Origin of the sequence: Streptomyces sp. NPDC085937, from assembly GCF_044540535.1 — a bacterium.
GTDB lineage: Bacteria > Actinomycetota > Actinomycetes > Streptomycetales > Streptomycetaceae > Streptomyces.
On record NZ_JBITSH010000011.1, the window covers coordinates 17,177 to 37,965 of the forward strand.

Annotated in this window: 15 protein-coding genes; 7 read left to right on the forward strand and 8 right to left on the reverse strand. The window is 74.7% G+C overall.

The genetic code is table 11. The features are described 5' to 3' along the window. Position 1 precedes the first annotated feature (1 nt). Together ACIF8S_RS22580 and ACIF8S_RS22585 are read right to left on the reverse strand one after the other, a co-directional pair. Positions 2 to 436, reverse strand: a complete 435-nt coding sequence (locus ACIF8S_RS22580; RefSeq protein ID WP_024887296.1) for a roadblock/LC7 domain-containing protein — start codon at positions 434 to 436, stop codon at positions 2 to 4. Continuing rightward, entirely contained in the window at positions 433 to 3,426 is a 2,994-nt protein-coding gene (locus tag ACIF8S_RS22585) for a nitrate- and nitrite sensing domain-containing protein (RefSeq protein WP_400001244.1), read from the reverse strand. The genes ACIF8S_RS22580 and ACIF8S_RS22585 overlap by 4 nt, the downstream gene beginning before the upstream one ends. Positions 3,427 to 3,845: 419 nt before the next feature. On the opposite strand from ACIF8S_RS22585, the gene ACIF8S_RS22590 reads away from it, so the two are divergent. After that, entirely contained in the window at positions 3,846 to 4,418 is a 573-nt protein-coding gene (locus tag ACIF8S_RS22590) for a hypothetical protein (protein ID WP_400001246.1), read from the forward strand. A 216-nt stretch (positions 4,419 to 4,634) separates the two neighbouring features. After that, on the forward strand, positions 4,635 to 5,429 hold the full coding sequence (locus ACIF8S_RS22595; RefSeq protein ID WP_400001248.1) for an IclR family transcriptional regulator: 795 nt from the start codon (positions 4,635 to 4,637) through the stop codon (positions 5,427 to 5,429). 407 nt (positions 5,430 to 5,836) lie between these two features. On the opposite strand, the gene ACIF8S_RS22600 is transcribed toward ACIF8S_RS22595, so the two are convergent. From ACIF8S_RS22600 to ACIF8S_RS22615, 4 genes are all read right to left on the reverse strand, one after another. Then, positions 5,837 to 10,465, reverse strand: coding sequence for a hypothetical protein (locus ACIF8S_RS22600; protein WP_400001249.1), 4,629 nt, complete (start codon positions 10,463 to 10,465; stop codon positions 5,837 to 5,839). 33 nt (positions 10,466 to 10,498) lie between these two features. After that, positions 10,499 to 11,374 (reverse strand): hypothetical protein, encoded by an 876-nt coding sequence (locus ACIF8S_RS22605; protein ID WP_400001251.1) that lies wholly within the window; start codon positions 11,372 to 11,374, stop codon positions 10,499 to 10,501. 82 nt (positions 11,375 to 11,456) lie between these two features. Then, positions 11,457 to 12,983 (reverse strand): hypothetical protein, encoded by a 1,527-nt coding sequence (locus tag ACIF8S_RS22610; protein WP_400001252.1) that lies wholly within the window; start codon positions 12,981 to 12,983, stop codon positions 11,457 to 11,459. A 214-nt stretch (positions 12,984 to 13,197) separates the two neighbouring features. Then, the gene (locus ACIF8S_RS22615; protein ID WP_400001254.1) at positions 13,198 to 13,890 is read right to left on the reverse strand and encodes a GntR family transcriptional regulator; all 693 of its coding nucleotides are present in this window, start codon (positions 13,888 to 13,890) and stop codon (positions 13,198 to 13,200) included. Positions 13,891 to 14,025: 135 nt separating this feature from the next. Between ACIF8S_RS22615 and ACIF8S_RS22620 the strand changes: the two genes are divergently transcribed. The 5 genes from ACIF8S_RS22620 to ACIF8S_RS22640 are packed head-to-tail and all read left to right on the forward strand — an operon-like array spanning position 14,026 to position 18,507. Then, on the forward strand, positions 14,026 to 15,345 hold the full coding sequence (locus ACIF8S_RS22620; protein ID WP_400001256.1) for an MFS transporter: 1,320 nt from the start codon (positions 14,026 to 14,028) through the stop codon (positions 15,343 to 15,345). Then, a complete protein-coding gene (locus ACIF8S_RS22625) occupies positions 15,342 to 16,205 on the forward strand; it encodes a putative hydro-lyase (protein ID WP_400001258.1) in 864 nt (287 codons plus the stop codon). Before ACIF8S_RS22620 ends, ACIF8S_RS22625 begins: the two co-directional genes overlap by 4 nt. 42 nt (positions 16,206 to 16,247) lie before the next feature. After that, the gene (locus ACIF8S_RS22630) at positions 16,248 to 17,006 is read left to right on the forward strand and encodes a LamB/YcsF family protein (RefSeq protein WP_400001260.1); all 759 of its coding nucleotides are present in this window, start codon (positions 16,248 to 16,250) and stop codon (positions 17,004 to 17,006) included. Further along, complete coding sequence (locus ACIF8S_RS22635) at positions 17,003 to 17,632, forward strand: allophanate hydrolase subunit 1 (RefSeq protein ID WP_400001262.1); 630 nt, start codon at positions 17,003 to 17,005, stop codon at positions 17,630 to 17,632. The genes ACIF8S_RS22630 and ACIF8S_RS22635 overlap by 4 nt, the downstream gene beginning before the upstream one ends. Then, positions 17,629 to 18,507, forward strand: a complete 879-nt coding sequence (locus ACIF8S_RS22640; protein WP_400001264.1) for a biotin-dependent carboxyltransferase family protein — start codon at positions 17,629 to 17,631, stop codon at positions 18,505 to 18,507. The genes ACIF8S_RS22635 and ACIF8S_RS22640 overlap by 4 nt, the downstream gene beginning before the upstream one ends. 110 nt (positions 18,508 to 18,617) lie before the next feature. Here the strand turns inward: ACIF8S_RS22640 and ACIF8S_RS22645 are convergent, their stop codons facing one another. Further along, positions 18,618 to 20,036, reverse strand: a complete 1,419-nt coding sequence (locus ACIF8S_RS22645; RefSeq protein ID WP_400001266.1) for a HEAT repeat domain-containing protein — start codon at positions 20,034 to 20,036, stop codon at positions 18,618 to 18,620. Between the two features lie 300 nt (positions 20,037 to 20,336). Further along, positions 20,337 to 20,729, reverse strand: a complete 393-nt coding sequence (locus tag ACIF8S_RS22650; RefSeq protein ID WP_349793937.1) for an ankyrin repeat domain-containing protein — start codon at positions 20,727 to 20,729, stop codon at positions 20,337 to 20,339. Between the last annotated feature and the right edge of the window lie 60 nt (positions 20,730 to 20,789).

Below are 20,789 nucleotides of genomic sequence, written 5' to 3' on the forward strand. Positions count from 1 at the left end.
ACTACCCGCCCGAGGGCAGATCGGTGCGTGGCGCGGCGCCCAGATGCGCGCCGACCCGCTTCACCAGGAGGGTCATCTCGTAGGCGACCTGGCCGACGTCGGAGTCGGCGTCGGCGAGGACCGCGAGGCAGCTGCCGTCGCCGGCCGCGGTGACGAACAGGAACGCCTCGTCGAGTTCGACGACGGTCTGGCGGACCTCACCGGCCTCGAAGTGCCGGCCCACGCCCTTGGCGAGGCTGTGGAAGCCGGAGGCGACGGCGGCCAGGTGCTCGCTGTCCTCCCGGGTGAGGTCCTTGGACGCCCCCGTGGGCAGGCCGTCGCCGGAGAGCACGATCGCCTTGCGGATGCTGGCGACGCGGTCCACCAGGTCGTCGAGGAGCCAGTTCAGCTCCCCCTTGTCGGTCGTGGTGTGGCCGGTGGCGCTCGGTTCGGTCATCGACCGTCCCCCTTGTTCCCTCGTCGTGGTGCTGTGCCGCTGCCGGCGTCGTCGCCCGCGGCGTTCTCCTCGCGGCCGCGCTGCCAGCCTCGCTGGAGCGAGGCCATGCGGCTGCGCACGTCGTCCGCGTCCCGTTCGACGGGCCGGGCCCGGTCGGTTCTGCGGGTCGCGGCGTCGCGCTTGAGCTGCGGGGCCAGGCTGGCCTGCCGCACGCGCCGGGGCAGGGCCGCCTCGTCGGGCGGCGGTGTGCCGGTGTCCGTGTCGTCGGTGACCGGAGAGGAGTCGTCGGGGCCGCCGTCCGCGGTCGCGGGGCGGCCGGTGGGGCCGGGCGGTCCGGCCGGGGGCTGCGCCGGGGTGCCGCGGGCGGGGCCGGCGGTCGCGGGGGGGCGGTCGCGCTCCCCCACCGGTCCGGCGGGCCGGGCGGCGGCGGTCCGCCGGCGGGCGGGCAGCGGCGGCGGTGTTCCCGCGTCCGGCTGCTCCGGGTCCGGCGCCGGTGCACCGGTGCGGGCGCGGCCGGGGAGCGAGGCGATCGGTTCCTTGCCGGTACGGCCGATGCCCCGGCCGCCCGCCGTGGTCTCGCCGCGGCGCCGGGCCGGCAGCGGGGGAGGCTCGTCCGCGTCGGGCCGGGTGTGCGGCTGCGCGGCCGTGTCGTCGTCCGGCCGTCCGCCCCGGGCACGCTGGTCGCGGACCGGGCGGCCGTGGGAGCTGACCAGCTTGGGGGTCGCCCTGCGGGTGAGGGGCACGGGAGCGCTCCCCCGCTCACCGGTTTCCGTGTCCCGTCCGCCAGGGCCCGACGCACGGCCGTGGTCGGGGTCCTGCCGGTCGTCTTCGCGGCCGGACCGTTCGTCGGCGGGGCGGGTGCTGCGGGGCCGGAAGAGACCACCTTCCCCGTCCTCGTCGCCCAGACCGCCGGGGAAGCCGTCGAGGGCGTCCAGGTCGACGGGCGCCTCCAGTTCGACCGGCCCGTCCAGCACGGAGGCGGGCAGGCCGGGCAGCGCCACGGGCACCTGGGAGAGCGCGGCGCGGCGGCTCTCCGCCGGCTCCTTCTCCGCCGAGCGGCGCGGGCGGTCCAGACGGAATCCGACGCCGTTGGTGTCGGGGACGTCGTCGGTGAGCAGCGCGTCCGGGATGAAGACGACGGCCGTGGTGCCGCCGTACGGGGACGGCTGCAGGGACACCCGGACGTTCTGGCGCTGGGCGAGCCGGCTGACCACGAACAGGCCGAGCCGGTCGGTGTCGGAGAGTTCGAACTCGGGGGTCTCGGCGAGCCGGAGGTTGGCGTCGAGGAGGGTGTCGGCGGCCATGCCGAGGCCCCGGTCGTGGATCTCCAGGGTGAAGCCGTTGGCGACGCGCTCACCGACGACCTGCACGGCGGTGTGCGGCGGGGAGAACACCGTGGCGTTCTCCAGCAGTTCGGCGACCAGGTGGGTGAGGTCCGCGACGGCCGGTCCGGTGACGGCGACCCTGGGCAGGCGGCGGACCTCGATGCGCTCGTAGTCCTCGACCTCGGCGACGGCGGCGCGCACCACGTCCATCAGCTGCACGGGCTTGCGCCACTGCCGGGAGGGGGCGGCACCGGAGAGGATCACCAGGCCCTCGGCGTGCCGGCGCATACGGGTGGTCAGATGGTCCAGCCGGAACAGGTCGGCGAGTTCCTCGGTGTCGTCCGTCCTGCGTTCCATGGCGTCGAGCAGGGTGAGCTGCTTGTGCAGCAGGACCTGGCTGCGGCGGGCGAGGTTCACGAACACCTCGGAGACGCCGGCCCTCAGTTCGGCCTGCTTGACGGCGGCCTCGACGGCGGCGCGCTGGAGGGTGTTGAGGGCCTGGCCGACCTCACCGATCTCGTTCCTGTCGTACTCCAGGCGCGGGACCTCGGTCTCGACGTCGACCTGTTCACCGCCCGAGAGGCGGCGCATCACGCTGGGCAGCCGCACGCCGGAGGCTTCGTGGGCCTCCAGGCGCAACTGCCTGAGGTCGCGGATGAGTTTCCGGCCCACGCGCACGGAGAGGAACAGGGAGACGAGCAGGGCGGCCAGACCGAGCACACCGGCGGCGACGGCCTTGGCGATGACGCCCATGGCGACGGGCCGCACCCGCTCCTGGTAGCGGTCGCCGGCCTGGTCGTTGAGGGTGCCGAGCTCGGCGAGCACCTTGCCGGCGGCGGTGTCCCAGCTGGTGGCGGTGACCCCGCGGGGTGTTCCGTCCTCGGCGAAGACGGCGGCCTGCTCGCCCACCCGCAGCGGGGCGGTCGCTGCGTTGCTCCAGAACGTCTCGTACCGGTCGCGCTCGTCGGCGGGGAGCTGGGGCAGGGCGACGTCGTACAGAAGGGTGCGCTGGGCCGTCAGGTCGGAGACGTCCCGGACCTCGGTGGGGGACAGCCTGCCGACGATCAGGGCGGAGCCGAGCAGGGCGTCCTGGCGGGAGAGCAGTTCGCGGGCGCGGGCCAGGTTCACCAGGGCGCGGTACTGCTTGTCGAGTTCGACGTCCTCGACCACGTGCAGGTCGGCCAGCAGCACGTAGCAGGGGTCGATCAGGCGGTTGTAGAGGTCGAGGGCCTGGCGCCGGTCGAGGGTGCCGTCGTCGACGCTCCGGCGCAGGGACTGGATGCCCTCGAAGGAGTCGAGGGCGGCGTCGAGTTTGCCGGAGTCTCCGTGCATGGCCTCGCGTACGTCACCGCCGGAGGCGTTCCTGCGGACGGCTGCCACGGCCCTGTCGGTGGCGGTGCGGCTGCGCTTGAGGGCGGTGAGGCCGTCGGAGGCGCGGGGGTCGGCGAGATGGACGAGGGTCTGGCGGCGTTCCTGCTGCAGGACACGGACGGTGTCCTCGACGGGGTAGCCGACCTCCTCCATCACCGACGAGACGTCGAACAGGTGGCTCGCCTCGCGGCTCGTGATCACGGTGGTGAAGGCCCAGAGCGTGGTCAGGGACACCAGCGGCACGAGGAGCAGCGCCACGATCTTCCGGCGGATGGACTTCCCGCGAAAGCGCATGGCCTCCCCCAGCTCGGCCCCCCGGGTGACCGGGGGCACACATGTGCGTCAACAAACGGCGCGAGCCTACTACCGCCCCGGGGTCAACTCGAAGACCCGGCCGGAGGGTTCGATTCCGGCAGGGCGTCGGAACAGGTGGAGTTGTCCGGGCATTGCGGGAGATTGCCTCCCGCATTCCGGGAGGTCGTTCCTGGCTCTTTCTCCCCCATTTTCGGGGGTGGTTGGCTGAAATCTTTCTCAGCCGGGAATCTTCACGGCGGTCCGCGCGTCCTTCTCTGTGGGACATGGGGGCGGAATCGGCCACAGGAGCCGTGTCCCGCACCCGGGCGGCGTAAAACAGCGCAAGCCGGGCAGCCAAAGGGGAGCCGGGTCTTCGGACATCAGCAGTGGGCTGGCGGCGGTGGGGAGTGACAAGGGTGATGGGCACGGCGGAGCGGCGCGAGGCGCCCGAGGACGGCAGGGCGGCGGGCGGGACGACGACGCGGCCGGACGCCGCGGTGGTGGAGCGCGCCGCGCCCGCCTCCGGGCGGCGGGAGACCGGCGGACGCGGCGGTGGTGCGGCCGGGCAGAAGGCGCAGGAGGGCTCCGCGGACCGGACCGCGTACCGGCCGCTGTGGGTGGAGGAGCCGGCGCGGCGGCGCAGGCTGCCCGATCCGGTGCGGACGGCCGCCGTGCGCGCGGTGCTCGTCATCGCGGTGACCTTGATCCAGGCCATGGTGGCCCTGCTGTGCACGCTGGCCGAGTCCTGGCCGGCGTTCCCGATGGTCATCAGCAGCGTCGTGAGCACGATCGCGGCCACCTGGGCGGCGCTCGACGTCTGGGTGACCCGCCAGGTGTGGAACCAGCGACACGGCGTGGTGTCCACGCCCAGCAGCACGGCGCGGGCGCTGCGCCGTGAGCGGCGCCAGGCCCGCCGTCAGGAGCGCTCCGCCCAGCGTGCGCAGGCCCGCATACGCCGGCGGGGCAGGGCCGGGCAGTTGTCGCACCCGTAACGCGACACACCGGCGTCTGCCTCGCGTTCCCGCGGGAAGAACGTGATCGCTGCCGCCCCTCCCCGGCGTGGGCGGCCGGTATGGTGGCATGTCGTATGACGCACAGGTGAGTGCGGTGCGCGATCGGGCCCCGGAGACAGGGCGGTCGTCCTGCCGCGGGGCCGGAGGCCGCCGGTCACGGCGTGCACCGGGCGTTCGGATGGATGGGGACCGGCCATGACCCGCGCGCGGCAGCCCGGCGAGCAGGGGACGACAGCGAGCGGCGCCGTGCGGTCCGTGGACCGCGCCGTGAGTGTGCTGGAGATCCTCGCCCGGCGTGGCGAGGCGGGTGTCACGGAGATCGCCGACGAACTGGGCGTGCACCGGTCCACCGCCTTCCGGCTGCTCGGTGTGCTGGAGAACCGCGGTCTGGTGGCGCAGGCCGGGGACCGCGGCAAGTACCACCTGGGGGCCGGCGTACTGCGTCTCGCCGGAGCCGCGGCCGTACGGCTGGACGTCTCGCAGGAGGGTGTCCCGGTCTGCCGGGACCTCGCCGACGAGCTGGGCGAGACGGTGAACACCGCGGTGCTGGACGACTTCGCCGCCGTCAACATCATGCAGGCGCGCGGTACGGCCTCGGTGACGGCGCAGGACTGGCTGGGCCGGCGCACGCCGCTGCACGCGACATCCAGCGGCAAGGTGTTTCTGGCCCACATGACGCCCGCGCTCCGCGAGGACTATCTGAGCCGCCCGCTGCACCGGTTCACGGACCACACCCTCACCGAGGCGTCGCTGCTGCGCGGCGAGCTGGAGCGGGCGGCCGAGCAGGGGTACGCCTCCACCCGGGAGGAGCTGGAGCTCGGCCTCGTCGCCGTGGCGGCGCCGGTCCGCGCGCACGACGGTGCGGTGATCGCCGCGATCAGCGCCTCGGGGCCGGTGTACCGACTGACTCCGGACCGGCTGCCCCGCCTGGGCGCCCGCACGGCCGCGGCGGCGGCCGAACTGTCGCGGCGGATGGGGTACGGCTTCTGAGGGCGGCCGTGGCCTGACCCCTGGCGTCACTTGACGGCGCCCGGCGCCCGGCCGGTGTTCAGCCGGGCGCTGGGCCGGTGTTCAGCCGGGCGCCGGGCCGGTGTTCAGCCGGGCGCCGGAAACGGGTTCCGCCGGGTACTGGGGCCGACGCTCGGCCGGGCTCCGGGTCACCGTTCACCCGGGCTCCGGACCAGCGTGCAGCCGGGCGCCGGGCCGGTGTTCAGCCGGGCGCCGGAAACGGGTTCCGCCGGGTACTGGGGCCGACGCTCGGCCGGGCTCCGGGTCACCGTTCACCCGGGCTCCGGACCAGCGTGCAGCCGGGCGCCGGGCCGGCGTCCAGCCGGGCGCCGGGCCCGCGTGCAGCCGGGCGCCGGGCCCGATGCTCGGTCAAGCGCCGGGGCCGGTGTTCAGCCCGACGCCGGGGCCGGGCGCTTGAACATGCGGGTCGCCGTGATCTCGCTGTGTGTCTCCTCGCCCGGGTCGGGTTGGGGAAGCCCGGGCCGCAGGTGCTCCTCCACGCTGATGTACTTCAGGCCCGCCCTGAGGTCGGCGTCGTTGCGCAACCGGATGACCAGCGGGAACTCCGCCAGCGCCGTGGTGTCGAACAGCCCGGTGGTGTACAGCAGCTGCACGCCGAGCGCGTCGGCGACGGCCCGTTGGAGCTCCAGCAGGTAGGTGGCGTTGGCCCGGCCGATGGGGTTGTCCAGGAACAGCGTGCCGGCGTGCCGGTGCTTGTCCCGCCCTCGGTCGTTGGAGCGCAGCGCCGCCATCGTGCAGTACAGGGCGATGGCAGCGGTGAGCAGCTGTCCGCCGGAGAACACGTCGCCCATCTGTCCGACCGGCACCCGCTCGGCGCGCAGCACCGCGTCGGGCTTGAGGATCTCGACGGCGACGCCCTTCGGGCGCAGCGCGGCGGCGACTCCGCGCAGCAGCAGGGACATGCCGTCCCGCCGCAGGTCGGAGTTCTTCCTGACGGCCGCTCTGGTCGCCTCGTCGATGACCTCGCCAAGGCGCTCGGTGAGCGTGGCCTGGTCGGGCTCCTCGAAGCGGATGCGCAGGAACTCCTGCCCCGACCACTCCCCCAGGCCCTCGGGGAGCCGGGACAGCCGCTGGGCGGAGCGCAGGGTGGCGAGGGCGGACTCGACCAGACCCCGCAGCCGGTCCACGATCGAGTCGCGGTTGCGTTCCAGCTGCTCCAGCTCGTCGGTGAGTACCCGGAGCCGGGGGGCGAAGGCGTCGGCCCACTTCTGGGCGTGTTCCGGCAGCGCGGACGCTGGCAGTTCCCGGATCTGCTGGCGCGCCGGGGTGCGGACCTGCTCGAAGCGGGTGGCGTTGGCGTGCCGGACCAGGACGTCGCTCGCCTCGCGCACGGCGGACTCGGCGGCCGACAGGTCGGCGGCGCAGCCGCGCAGCGAGCGGCGGGCCTCGGCGGCGGAACGCCGGGCGTCGTCCAGACCGCCCGGATAGGGCTCGGGTTGCTCCTGCTCCTCCTCGACGGTGTGTTCGCGCAGCAGGTCGCGGAGCATGGCGGCGATCTCGTCGAAGCCGCCGGCCGCGTCCTCGGCGGACCGGTGGGCCGAGAGCAGTTCGGCGTGCGCGTCCCGCGCCTGGCTCAGCTCCTCCTCACGGGTGGCGAGTTCGGTGGTGGCGGTGCGCAGGAGGGCCTGGGCGTGCTCGGCGTCGCGCGGGACGAGTTCCTCGGGGAGGCCGGTGTGCGCCTCGCCGTCCGCGGGGGCGAGGCGCTCCGCCTCACCGCGGAGCCGGCCGAGCTGCTCGCTCGCGCCGGACATGCGGGTCTCCAGGAGCTGGACCAGTTCCTCCGCGCGGGCGGCCGCGGCCTGCCGGCTGGGGCCGTCGGACCCGTCGGGCGACTGGAGCAGCTGCTCGGCGCGGGTGCGGACCTTGTTGCTCAGCCGGTCGAGTTCGGCGCGCGCCGCGCTCTCGTCGCTCTCGGCGCGGGCCTGTTCGGCGCGCAGGTCGGCGCCGACGCCGACCTTCTCGTACAGCTGGGACGCGGCACGGTAGGCCTCCCGCAGGGCGGGCAGGGACGCCTGCGGGGCGCCGTCGGACTCCTCGGGCAGGTCGTCGGGGGCGCCGGCGATCTCGGAGCGCTCCGCGCGCAGGGTGCGGGCGGTGCGCCGTGCGTCGTCGGCGGCCCGCTGCGCGGCGCGCCGGTCCTCGTCGGCGGCGCGGGCCCGCTCCAGGCAGGACTGGGCGCGGGCCTCGGCCTCGGCGGCGTCGTCGGCCAGTTCGCGCAGCTTGGCCTGCCATCCGGCGCGCTCGCGCAGCCGGAAGGCGAGTCCGGCGAGTGCGTCGGCGGCGCGCCGGGCCTTCTGGGCGGCCTCCTGGCGTTCGTCGCGGACCCGGACCGCCTCGGCCGCCGTCTCCTCGGCCTCGGCCCGTAGGCCGCGCGCCTCCGCCAGTTCGGCCTCGGCCTCCTCGGCGAACGTCCGTGCCTGCCGGGCCGTGTCGGCCAGCTCGGTGAGCCGGCCGGCGGGGCAGCCGGTGCGCCAGGAGGCGAGCCGCGCGGCCAGCTCGCGGTCCTTGCCGAGCCGGGCGGCGAGCGCCCGGATCTCCTCGTCCCGCTCGGCGGCGCGGGCGCGCAACGCCTGCCGTTCCTCGTCGGCGGCGTGCTCGTCGTGCATGGCCGGGTTCGGCGGGACGAGGAAGACGTCACCGGCGTCGGACGCGGGCGTCGGGGCGAGCAGGGCGGCGGCCGTGCCGACGGCGACGGCGGACCGGGGCAGCAGGGCGGCGTCGCTCAGTGCCTCGCGGGCGCGGACGTGGGAGTCCGGGTCGGTGATGACGACGCCGTCGACCAGTTCGGGGCGGGCGGCCAGGACGCGCGCGTGGTCGGCGGGGTCGACGGCCTGGGCGAGGTAGCGCCAGCCGGGGAGGGCGGGGATGCCGTGCTCGCCGAGGAACTCGACGGTCGCCAGCACGTCCGGACCGGGCGGCAGCAGACCGCCGTCGCCGAGCGCGCCGAGGATCCGGGAGTCGTCCGCGGCGGCGGTGCGCAGGTCGAACAGCTGCCGTTCGGCGGAGGACACGGCGTCGTCGAGCAGCTCTCGCAACTCGTCGGCGAAGCGGTCGAGTTCCTCCCCGCTCAAGGCGCCTTCGCGGGAGGCGTCCGCGGCGGTGCCGGTGTCCGTGCGCTGGCCCGGTACGGCGGTCCGGCGGGCGGCGGTGACACCCGGCAGGCTCAGCAGCTCGGCCAGCCGCTGTTCGGCGGCGAGGGACTCGGCGGTGCGGCGCTCGCTCTCGTGGGCGCGCTCGGCCGCCGTGGCCGCGTCGGCGGCGCGGGCCGCGGTGAGTTCCGCGCGGCTCTCCGCGGCGGCCGCCTCGCGGGCGTGCTCGGTGGCCCGGCGGGCGGCCTCCCGCGCGGTGTCCCAGGCCGCGACGGCGGTCTTCTCGGCGTCGCTGGCAGCGAGGGCGGCACGGGCCGGGTCGGCGTCGGGTGCGCTGTCGTCGAGCCAGCCGGCCCGGACGGCCTCCGCGGTCTCCTGCTCGACCTCGGTGAGCCGCTGGCGCAGGTGTCCGATCTCGCTGCGGGCGCGCTGCGCCTCGGTGGCGGCGGCGGTGGAGTCGCGGTGGGCGGTGTCACCGGCCTCCTGGAGCGCGGCCGACCGCTGCTCCTCCTCGTTGGCGTGGTTCTCGGCGTTCCGCGCGGCCGCGTGCAGGGCGCGGACCAGGTCGACGGCGGCCTTGGCGCGGGCGGCCAGGGCCGGGGCGGCGTCCCGCTCGGCCTCCTGGATCGCGGCGGACACCCGCGCGACCCGGTCGGCGGCGGCGCGGTGGCGCAGCACGGACTCTGCGGCCTGCCAGGCGGAGTACAGCGTGCGGGCGTCGGCCAGTTCGCGCTTCTGGGCGGCGGCGGACTTCTCGGCGGCGGCCAGTGCCAGGGAGGCGTGCCGGTAGGCGAGTTCGGCGGAGACGAGCGCGCTGTGCCCGCGGGCGGTGTCGGCGTGGGTGACCGCGTGCGCGGCCGCGGTGACGCGCTGGGCGAGGTCGGCCGCGCGCCGGCGCTCCTGGGCGCCGCGCGCGGAGAGCCGGCGGGCCAGCGTACGGGTGCGGCGTTCGGCGGCGGTGTGGATGTCCCGTGCGCGGGCGCGGGCCTCGGCGGCCTCGACGATGCGGCCCAGCAGGTCGACGGACCCGGCGGTGAAGTCGCGTTCGGCGATGAGTTCGGCACGCCGGCCCAGTTTGTTGCCGAAGCCGCTGACGAGGTCGGCGAGCCCGTCCGTGTCGCGGGTGTCGGTGACGGCGCGCAGCAGCAGGTCAGTGAAGTCGGAGTCCTTCTTCACCGCGAAGAGGCCGGCCGCCTCGCCCTCGTCGGCGTTCATCTCCCGTTGGTAGCGGAAGAGTTCGGGGTCGAGCCCGAGGTCGCCGAGGTGCTCGGTCCAGCGCTCGTGGATTTCCTCCCAGTGCACCTCCAGGTGCGGGTAGGTCTTGCCGGCCTCGGTGAGGGCGTCGCGGAAGCCCTTCATGGTGCGGCGCCGGCCGCGCGCTCCGGACTGTCCCTCGACGGGCGGGCGCACGGACGTGGCCTCGGCGACGGGGAGGCTGTCCAGGCTGAGTCCGGGCCCGGGCCGGAAGGAGTACCAGGCCTCGGCGAACTTGCGGGGGTCGTTGGAGACCTGACGGCCCCGCCACTCGCTGGCCTTGCCGACGACGACGCACTCGCCGGTCTGTACGTGCTGCCATTCGAGCGCGACATGGCCGCAGTCGTCGGCGAGCAGGAACTTGCGCAGCACGCCGGAGCTGGCGCCGCCGAGGGTGTTGCGGTGGCCAGGGAGCATCACGGAGAAGATCAGCTTCAGCAGGACGGACTTGCCGCCGCCGTTCTCCAGGAAGAGCACCCCGGCGGGCGCGGGGCGGCGGGGCGGGCCGACGGGCTCGTCCGCGAAGAACTCCGCCTGCGTCGGCGCCGGGTTGGGCACGGTGGCGCCGACGCCGCGCAGGTCGAGCACGGTGTCGGCGTAGCGTGCGCCCGCCGGTCCGATGGAGTAGAGGCGGACCCGGGACAGCTCGTACATGGCGGACTCTCGTGAGGCTTCGTGGGGTGGGGGTCAGGCGGAGTGGAAGGGCAGGCCGGCGTCGGCGACCAGGTCCAGGGCGTCGCCGTCCTCGGGGGGCAGCAGGGTGGGGGTGCCGTCGGTGACCGGGACGACGCCGAGGTCGAGCAGTTCGGCCATGGCGGCGCCGCCCGCCATGTCGCGGACCTGGAGCTGGTAGCGGGCGGTGGTGCGGTAGGTGCCGCCGTTGTCGTCGCCGGTGCGCTGGAGGAAGCCGGAGTCGGTCAGGAAGGAGACGGCCTTGGCGACGATGCCGGTGGTGGAACCGGCAAGGCGGCGGGCGTCCTTGGTGGCGCCGGTGGAGGTGCGCCGGGCCCAGATCCGCCAGGCGGCCTCGAGTCCGGGGGCGTCGCTGACCGGGTCGGTGTTCTCGCCCTGTTCGGCGGCCCGCTCCTCCAGACGGTGGCAGGCCTGGCGGACGAAGGCGTCGACGCCGTTGACCGTGACGCGCCCGATGTAACCGTCGTCGGCGAGGTCCTCCGGGCGGGGGAAGGCCATGGCGGCGACGGCGAGGTGGGCGAGGCCGTGCAGGAAGCGGTCGCCGCCGTCGGCGGAGGTGCGGCGCGCGTAGTCGCCCATGCGGACGGCGAAGACGGAGTCCTCGGCTGCCGTGACGGCCATGCCGGCGCGCGGGGACACCTCCAGCACGATCAGCCCGAGCCCGGTGGCCACGGCGTCGGCGAGCCGCGCGAACGGCGGGTCCTCCCGGTAGCGGCGCAGCAGGTCGGCGTACTCCTGGTCGCGGGCCGGCTGCAGCTTGGGCTGGAGGCCGAAGGCGACGAGCCGGGCCGCGTCGGCGGCGTCGGCGGGCGTGACGGCGGTGCTCGCCGGCGCGGGCTCCGGCTCGCTCCAGTCGGCGTGCTCGGTCACGGTCGGTGCTCCTCGGTGCGGTAAGGGTCGGTGCGGGGGGCGTCGGTGGGCGGGGTGAGCGTGCGGGGTGCCGCGGTCGCGGTCATGCCGCCTCCGTACGGTCCGCGGCCATGCCGGCCGCGTCCAGCAGGGCCGTGCCCACGATGAGGTCGGCGCCGCCGAACTCGGGGTCGTCCAGGTCGGTGCCGTCGTCCACGGCGAACAGCAGCTTCCGCTCGCCCTGGCGGTACGCCGTGCCGACCGGCGGGCTGGCGGCGTGCACGGCCAGGAGGGCGACCAGGTAGGGCAGCTCGGGGTCCTGACGGCGGGCGTCGGCGAGCAGTCCGGACAGCCGGCGCGGCGCGTCGGCCGGCAGGTCGAGCAGCTCGGTGGCGGCCGCCAGCTGCTCCTCGCTGAAGCGGCTGTCGTCGGGGGTGGCGATGAGGTCCGGCTCGGGCATCTCGGCGCCGAGGTGCTCACGCTCCACGGGCGGGGTCAGCAGGATCTCGACGAGGTCGGCGACCCGGACGGACACGGGTGTGCGCAGTCCGGTGCCGCGGGCGAAGAAGGCGTCGGTGACCCGGGACGCCTGCTCGACCGGGAGCGGCAGCAGGGGCGCGAGGAGCTGGCCGTAGAGGTCGGTGCCGGCGGTCGCGGCGGGCGTGGCGAAGGCCTGCCGGTCCTGTTCGGCGCGGAACAGCGGGCCCGCCTCCAGCAGCCGGGACTGCAGCTGGGTGTGGCGCCGGATGCAGTCCTTGACGATGTCGACCAGCTCGGCGGCGCGGCGCTTGTGCTCGGGGTCCTCGGACTCGTCGCGGGCCTTGCGGATGTTGGTGAGGATCGCGTTCTCGTGGCGGTAGCGGTCGGCGACGTGGTCGAGCGCTTCGGCGATCATGTCGGGCACGGCGCTGAGCCAGTCCACCGCGCGGACGTTGCGCCGGGTGGCCTCCAGGGCGCGGCGCAGGGTCTCGGAGTACTGCACGGTGCGGTACCGGGCCTGTTCGGCGGCGAGCTGCGCGTCGGCGAGCCGGCCCCGGCTGATCAGCACCTCCAGCTTGACCTCGGCGGCGATCTGGGCGCTGGTGACGTCTGTGTCGAGGGCGCCGACCAGGACGTTGACCGCCTCGTCGGTGGTGCGCAGGTACACCGTGCCGCCGGGGCCCGGGACCTCTTCGATCAGCTTGAAGTCGTAGTCGCGGCGCACATACGTGCCGTCCGCGCCGAAGACGCCGTAGACGGCGCGGAAGCCGCGGTCCACGCTGCCGACGTTGATCAGGTTCTCCAGGACCCAGCGGGCCACCCGCTCGTGCTCGGCGGCGGGGCGGTCCGGGGCCTGGGCGGCGACGCGCGGGACGATCCGGGCGACGATCTGGTCGTGGTCCGCGCCGGTGTCGAAGTCCATGTTGAGTGTGACCAGGTCGATGGCGGCGAGGGCGATCTCCGCCATGCCGTAGACCGAGTACTCGCCCGCGAGATTGGCCTTGCGGGTGTCCAGGTCGTGCAGCGGCGCGGTGCACGCGAGCGCGCGCAGCCGCCGCGCCAGGCCTTCGTCGGCGGCCGGGCCCGGCGCGGGCCGCGGCCCCGCGCTGAGCTGGGGCGGAACGCTGTCCGTCGGTGCAGGCGAAGTCACGGTGCACAGACTAGGTCCTCGGTCCGACAACGACCCAAACGAGGCAGATGCCCTCGGCGCCTCACCGGCCGCCCACCCCCGGCGCCGTTCCCACCGAACCGTCGCCGACACCACGCGGACGGACCGTCTCCTCGGCGCCTCACCGGTCGGCCCGCCGCCCGGCGCCCGGAACCGCCGTCGCCGGCCGGCCGGTCGTGTGCCCGGCCGGTGCCCGCTACTCCTCGCCCACGCGGCGCCGGTAGACCTCCACCACCCGTTCCAGTGAGACGTCGAGGTAGGACGCCAGCAGACGCTCGGCCGTGTCCCGGTCGCCCGCCTGAAGGGCCTGGAGGATCTCGACGTTTCGGGCGATGTACGGTTCGTGCAGCCGCTGGGGCTCGTCCACCACGTGGAAGGCGAGCCGCAGTTCGGCGAAGACGCTGCGCATCAGCTCGGCCGTGCGCTCGCCGGAGGCCAGGGCGACCAGCTCCTGGTGGAAGTGGATGTTGGCCGTACCCACCGTTTTCCAGTCACCTTCGCGCGCCGCCCGCCGCCCCTCCTCGACCGCCTCGGCGAGCCCGTCGAGGGCGTAGGGCGGTTCGCCGAGACCGCGTACGACGGCGCACTCGACGAGCCTTCGGGTCCGGTAGATGTCCTCGACGTCCTCGACGGTCAGCACCCGGACGAACACACCCCGGTTGAGCTCGTGGACGAGCAGCCGCTCGTGCGTGAGCAGCCGGAACGCTTCCCGCAGCGTGTTGCGGGAGACCCCGAGGGCACCGCCGATGCTGTCCTCCGACAAGCGCGTCCCGGGCGGGAAGTAGCCCTCGGCGATGCGGCTCCTGAGGATGTCCGCGACGCGCTCGGCGGTGCTGGTGCGGCCCAACAGGGCGCGGTCGTCGGCCAGTCCGCTCATCCGCTCTGCCATGCCGGAATTCAAGCGCACCCGGAAGAACGAAACAACAGGGGTATTGAAGGATCGTTCAACGATCCTCTACCTTGCTTGGGCAGTGGCACGGCTCACTCTTCCCGCACCCTCCCGTCCCCCCTCTGCGAGGTGCCCATGAGCACGACCCCTCCATCGCGGGCCCTGACCGACTCACCACTCCCCGTCAAGCCCGAACCCCCCACCGTGGACGGGGCGTTCGGCTGGCTGCGCGCGCTGGGCCCGCGCGGCCGCCGCGCCTTCGGCGGCGCGTTCGGCGGCTATGCCCTGGATTCGTACGACTACTTCACTCTGCCGCTGACGATGGTCGCGCTGTCGGCGTACTTCGGTCTGAACAGCGGCCAGACCGGTCTGCTGACGACCGTGACCCTGCTCGTCTCCGCGGTCGGCGGCGCCGTCGCGGGCGTACTGGCGGACCGCATCGGCCGGGTCAGGGCACTGCTGCTGACCGTGATCACCTACGCGGTGTTCACCGTGGCCTGCGGCTTCGCCCCCAACTACGAGACGCTGCTGGTCTTCCGGGCGCTCCAGGGCCTCGGCTTCGGCGGCGAGTGGGCCGTCGGCGCGATCCTGGTCGCCGAGTACGCCGGCGCCCGGCACCGGGGCCGCACCCTCGGCGCGGTGCAGAGCGCCTGGGCCGTCGGCTGGGCCCTGGCCGTGATCGTGTACACGGCCGTCTTCTCCCTGGTCGACGGCGATCTGGCCTGGCGCGTGATGTTCTGGACCGGCGCGCTGCCCGCGCTGCTCGTGGTGTGGGTGCGGCGCAGCGTGCGCGACGCCCCGGAGGCGGCCGCCGCGCGGGAGCGGAGCCCTCGGACGGGTTCGTTCGCGGCGATCTTCCAGCCGGCTCGTGACGGTTCTCCCGGTCTGCTGCGCACCACACTGTTCGCCGTTCTGCTCTCCACCGGCGTGCAGGGCGGCTACTACACCCTCGCCACCTGGGTGCCGACCTACCTGAAGTCCGAGCGTGACCTGTCGGTCGTCGGCACCGGCGGCTACCTCACGTTCCTGATCTCCGGTGCCTTCCTCGGTTATCTGACGGGCGGCTACCTCACCGACCGGCTGGGCCGTCGCCGCAACATCTGGCTGTTCGCCCTGCTGTCGGCGGTGTGCATCGTGGCGTACACGAACATCCCGAGCGGGGCCGACACCCTGGTCCTGGTGCTGGGTTTCCCGCTCGGGTTCTGCATGTCGGCCATCTTCAGCGGCTTCGGCTCGTACCTGAGCGAGCTGTACCCGACGGCGGTGCGGGGCACCGGACAGGGCTTCACCTACAACACCGGGCGTGCCGTGGGCGCCGTCTTCCCGACCACCGTCGGTTTCCTGGCCGACAGCTGGGGCGTGGGCGGGGCCCTGGTCTTCGGCGCGATCGGGTACGGCCTGGCGGCGGTGGCGCTGCTGGGGCTGCCGGAGACGCGCGGGAAGGAGCTGGAGTGAACCCCGCCGACGACAGCGTGGCCACCGCCGTCGGCGAACGCACCGCCGTGGACGACCGCGTCGTGGTCCTCTCCGACGACACCACGCGCGCGTGGAGCCCGCGCACGGCCCGTGCCCGGTTCCGGGAGGGCCTGGCGATCCCCACGGCCGGCGTGGCCGCCGGGTACACCCAGGCCAACCTGGTCTCCGTGCCCGCCGACTGGGCCTACGACGTGCTGCTGTTCTGCCAGCGCAACCCGCGGCCGTGCCCGGTCCTCGACGTCACCGACGCCGGTTCCACCTCCACCGTGCTCGCCGCCGACGCCGACCTGCGCACCGATCTGCCGCGCTACCGGGTGTGGGAGCACGGCCGGCTGGTGGACGAGCCGACGGACGTGCGGGCGTACTGGCGCGGCGACCTGGTGTCGTTCCTCATCGGCTGCAGCTTCACGTTCGAGTGGGCGCTGGCGGCGGCCGGCGTTCCGCTGCGGCACGTGGAGCAGGGCCGGAACGTTCCGATGTACGTGACGAGTTGGCAGTGCCGTCCGGCGGGGCGGATGAGCGGTCCGATGGTGGTGTCGATGCGGCCGGTGCCGCCCGCGCACCTGTCGGCGGCGATCCGGGAGAGCAGTCTGATGCCGGCGGTGCACGGCGGCCCGGTGCACTGCGGCGCCCCGTTCGGGCTGGGCATCGACGACCTGGCCCGGCCCGACTTCGGTGACCGGGTGGACCTCGAACCGGACGACATCCCGGTGTTCTGGGCGTGCGGGGTGACCCCGCAGGCGGCGGTCATGGCGTCCCGTCCGCCGTTCGCGATCACCCACGCCCCGGGCCGGATGTTCCTCGGCGACGCCCGGGACGAGCAGTTCCGCGTGGTCTGACCGGCCCGCGCGGCACCAGCAGGAGAGAGAAACGAAGGATCCATGACCTCGATCGATCTGAACGCCGACCTCGGCGAGGGCTTCGGCCACTGGCGGCTCACCGACGACGAACAGCTGTTGTCGGTGGTGACCAGCGCCAACGTGGCCTGCGGTTTCCACGCCGGGGACGCGCCCACCATGCGCCGGGTGTGCGAGCTCGCCGCCGCGCGCGGCGTGCGGATCGGCGCCCAGGTCTCCTACCGGGACCTGGCGGGGTTCGGCCGGCGTCCGATGGACGTGCCGCCCGCCGAGCTGACGGCCGAGGTGGCCTATCAGATCGGCGCCCTGGAGGTGTTCGCCCGCGCGGCGGGGAGCCGCGTGGCGTACGTCAAGCCGCACGGCGCGCTCTACAACCGGGCGGTACGGGACGAGGAACAGGCCCGCGCGGTGGTCGACGGGGTGGTCCTCGCCGGGCCCACGCTGCCGGTGCTCGGCCTGCCCGGCTCACGGCTGCTGGAGCTGGCCGGGAAGGCGGGACTGCCCGCGGTCGAGGAGGCGTTCGCCGACCGCGCGTACACCGATGAGGGGACGCTGGTGCCACGCGGCGAACAGGGTGCTGTGATCACCGACCCCGGCGCCGTCCTCACGCGGTCGGTGGACCTGGCCCGGCGCGGGGAGGTCGTCGCACGGTCGGGGCGGCGCATCGGGATGCGGGCCCGTTCCCTGTGCCTGCACGGCGACACCCCGGGCGCGGTGGACCTGGCACGGCGCGTACGGGACGCCCTGGAGACGTCGGGTGTGCGTGTGGAGGCGTTCGCATGAGGACGCTGCCCGTCGGTGAGGACGCGCTGCTCGTCGAGGTCGCCTCGGGCGAGGAGGCGCAGGCCCTCCTCGCCGAGCTGCTGCGCCGCCGCGCGGAGGGGTCGCTGACGGCCCGTGAGATCGTCCCGGGGGCCCGCACGGTCCTCCTCGACGGCCTGCCGGACCCCGCCCGGCTGGCCGCCGACCTCACCTCACGGCCCGTGCTGCCCGCGCCGCCACGCCCGGCGGACACGGTCGAGATCCCGGTGCGCTACGACGGCCCGGACCTGGCGGACGTCGCGGCGCACTGGGGTGTCTCCGTCCCCGAGGTGGCCCGCATCCACGCGGCCACCGAGTTCCGCGTCGCGTTCTGCGGGTTCGCCCCCGGCTTCGGCTACCTCACCGGGCTTCCCGCCCGCTACGAGGTGCCCCGCCGGGCGGCGCCGCGCACGTCCGTCCCGGCGGGCTCGGTCGCGCTGGCGGGCCCGTACACGGGCGTCTACCCGCGCTCCTCCCCCGGCGGCTGGCAGCTGATCGGCACGACCGGCCTGGTCCTGTGGGACCACACCCGGGAGCCCGCGGCGCTGCTCTCGCCCGGTACTCGCGTGCGTTTCGTCCCCATGGGCGTGACGGAGCCGGTGACATGACGGACCGCGCGCTCTCCGTCGTACGGGCGGGAGCCCTGACCACCGTGCAGGACCGGGGCCGTCCCGGCCACGCCCACCTCGGTGTCCCCCGCTCCGGTGCGCTGGACGGTCCCGCGGCCGCGCTCGCCAACCGGCTGGCCGGCAACGGCCCGGACGCGGCCGTCCTGGAGACCACCCTCGACGGCTGTTCCGTGCGCCCGCGCTCGCCCCTCACGGTCGCGGTCACCGGGGCGCCCTGCCGGGTGACGGTGGACGGGCGTCCGGCCGCGTGGGGCGCACCGGTGCGGGTGCGCGCGGGCGCCGTCCTGGACGTCGGCCCCGCGGATCACGGCGTGCGGTCCTACGTGGCCGTGTCCGGGGGCGTCGCCGTCGACCCGGTGCTCGGCAGCCGCTCCACGGACCTGCTCTCCGGTCTCGGCCCGGCCCCGCTGACGGACGGCGCGGTGCTGCCGCTCGGGACGCCGACGGGTTACCACGCGCGCGTCGACGTGGCCCCGCAGCCGGCGCCGCCCGCCGAGCTCGTCCTCCGCGTGACGCCCGGTCCGCGCGACGACTGGTTCACGGCGGGGGCGCTGCGCCGGTTCGCGTCCGGCACGTTCCGCGTCTCCCCGGCGAGCAACCGCATCGGGCTGCGGACCACGGGGCCGGTGCTGGAGCGGGCCCGGCACGAGGAGCTGCCCAGTGAGGGCGTGGCGCTGGGGGCGGTGCAGGTGCCGCCGGCCGGGACTCCGGTGATCTTTCTCGCCGATCACCCTACGACCGGCGGCTATCCGGTGATAGGGGTTGTCCGTCCCGTCGACCTGGCCGCTGCGGCGCAGGCCCGGCCGGGGACGCCGGTGCGGTTCGTCGTCGCGCGGAGGCGCGGGGGGTTCTGAGGTCCCTGAGGGCCGCGCCCCCAGACCCTCCTGTCGGCCCTGGCGGGCCTCGTCCTCAAACGCCGGACGGGCTGGAAGTCAGCCCGTCCGGCGTTCGAGGAGTTCCCGGGTCAGACAGCGGTTTCCTCGGGGCCGATCCTGCTGCGGACCGCGGTCTGGACCTCGGCCTCCTCCGCCGGGTCGGCGGCCAGGCGGCGGAGGCGGTCGACGACGCGGGTGTCTCCGGTCTCGGCGTGCCGGGCGGCGATCTCGCGGGTGGTCTCCTCGCAGTCCCAGAGGCATTCGACGGCGAAGCCGGTGGCGAAGGAGGGATCGGTGGCGGCGAGGGCCCGGGCTGCCCGGCCGCGCAGATGGGAGGAGGCGGTCTCGCGGTAGATGTGGCGCAGCACGGGGGCCGCGCAGACGATGCCGAGGCGTCCGGCGCCGTCGACGAGGGTCCACAAGGTCGTCGCGTCGGGGCCCTCGCCCCGTACGGACTCACGCAGTGCGGCGAGGACCAGGTCGCGGTCCCGGGTGCCGCCCCGGCAGGCGAGCACCCGACCGGCGGCCTCGCCCAGCGCGTCGGGCCGGTGGGCCCAGCCCCGGGCCCGTTCCACGGCGGCCATGCTGCGCATGCGTTCGAAGGCGTCGACGGCGGCCTCCACGACGGCCGTCGTGCCGGTGGTCACGGCGCCCTCGATCAGGTCGAGGACGTCGGGATCGTTGCTGTCGGCGAGATAGCGCAGGGCCGTGCACCGGGCCCCGTCGGTGCCGTCCTGGGCGGCCAGCACGATCTCGGGCCGGTCCTCGGGCCCGGCCACGGCGGACAGACAGCGGGCGGCCGGCACGTGCAGCGCGGCACCGCGGTCCATGCCCTGCTGGGCCCACTCGAACACGGCCTGGACGCTCCAGCCGGGACGTGGCCCGGTGGGACGCATCTGCCGTTGCCAGCGGTCGAAGGAGCCGGCCTCCTGGGCGGCGCGTACGCGCGCGGAGACGGTGGGGCGCGGGTCGTCGGCCCACAGCCGCCAGGGCCGTGGTTCGAAGGCGTCGCGCACGGTCGCGGCCAGTTCGGCCTCGCCCTCGGGGTCGGTGGCGAACCGCGCGAGCACGGGGGCGGCGAGGGCGCGCAGGCCCGCGTCGTCGTCCCGGAGGGCCAGTTCGTCCAGGGCCCAGGCCCAGTTGGTGCCCTGAGCGGCGTACCTGCGCAACAGGTGGAGGGCGTCCTGCCGGCCGTAGGAGGCGAGGTGGCCGAGGACGGCGAGGGAGAGTCCGGTGCGTGACTCGTCGGTGTCGAGGATGTCCTCGGGATCGAAGAGGTGAGCCTCGATGGCGTCGAGTCCGCCGTGCAGGTCGAGGTAGAGGCGGGCGTAGTAAAGGGAGCGGTTCTCCACCTGCCAGTCGTGGCGCGGGTCGCGCAGCACACAGTGGTTCAACGCCGCCAGCGCCTCGGAGCGGGGGGCGGTGAGTGCGTGCAGCGTGCCGTCGCCGCGGCCCCGCTGGAGCAGGCCGAGCAGCGTACCGCTGGGCGCTATGACCGGATCGAACATGGGAAACAGCCTCACATCAAGCGTCGACGCAACCGGGGACGTGCATTACCTGGCCGCGTGCCAACACGTCGGGGCGCCCGCCGTTTCCTGCTCGCTGTAGACCATCTCTCTCTGCCTCTCGTCGGTGGCCCATGCGGACCGCGTCACGGCCCGCGCGGTGCGGCAACACCTGCCCAGCCATCGCGTCCGTGAATCACGTCGTCATGATGACCCGGCGGTCACATCTACCGCGACCGAAATTTCGGCGGCCCTGTACCGCCTCCCCCGTTTTCGTTGTCGTCGCTGGTCGGAGCGGGTGTCTCAGCGCTCTTGGAAAAGCTCGAGAAGCTCCGTGCGGGCGAACATCCGGGCCGTGTCGACGGCCGACGGTGTCCCGGCGGAGGGGTCGGCGCCGGCCTCCAGCAGCGCCTTGGCGACGTCGGTCTCGCCCTTGAAGACCGCCCCCGCGAGTGGCGTCTGGCCGCGGTCGTTGACGCGGTCGGCGTCGGCACCGCGCGCCAGCAGGGCACGGACCGCCTCGGCGTGGCCGTGGTAGGCGGCGAGCATCACGAGCGAGTCGCCGCGGTCGTTGGTGAGGTCGGCGGGGACGCCCGCGTCGACGTAGGCGACCAGCTCCTCGGTGCGGCCGCGCCGAGCCAGATCGAAGATCTTGGTCGCCAGCTCCACGACCTCCGGGTCGGGGGCTTCTGTCATCGCCGGACCGCCTCTCACTGCATGGGTTCTCGCACCGGGAACAGGGCGTACGTCTGCGCG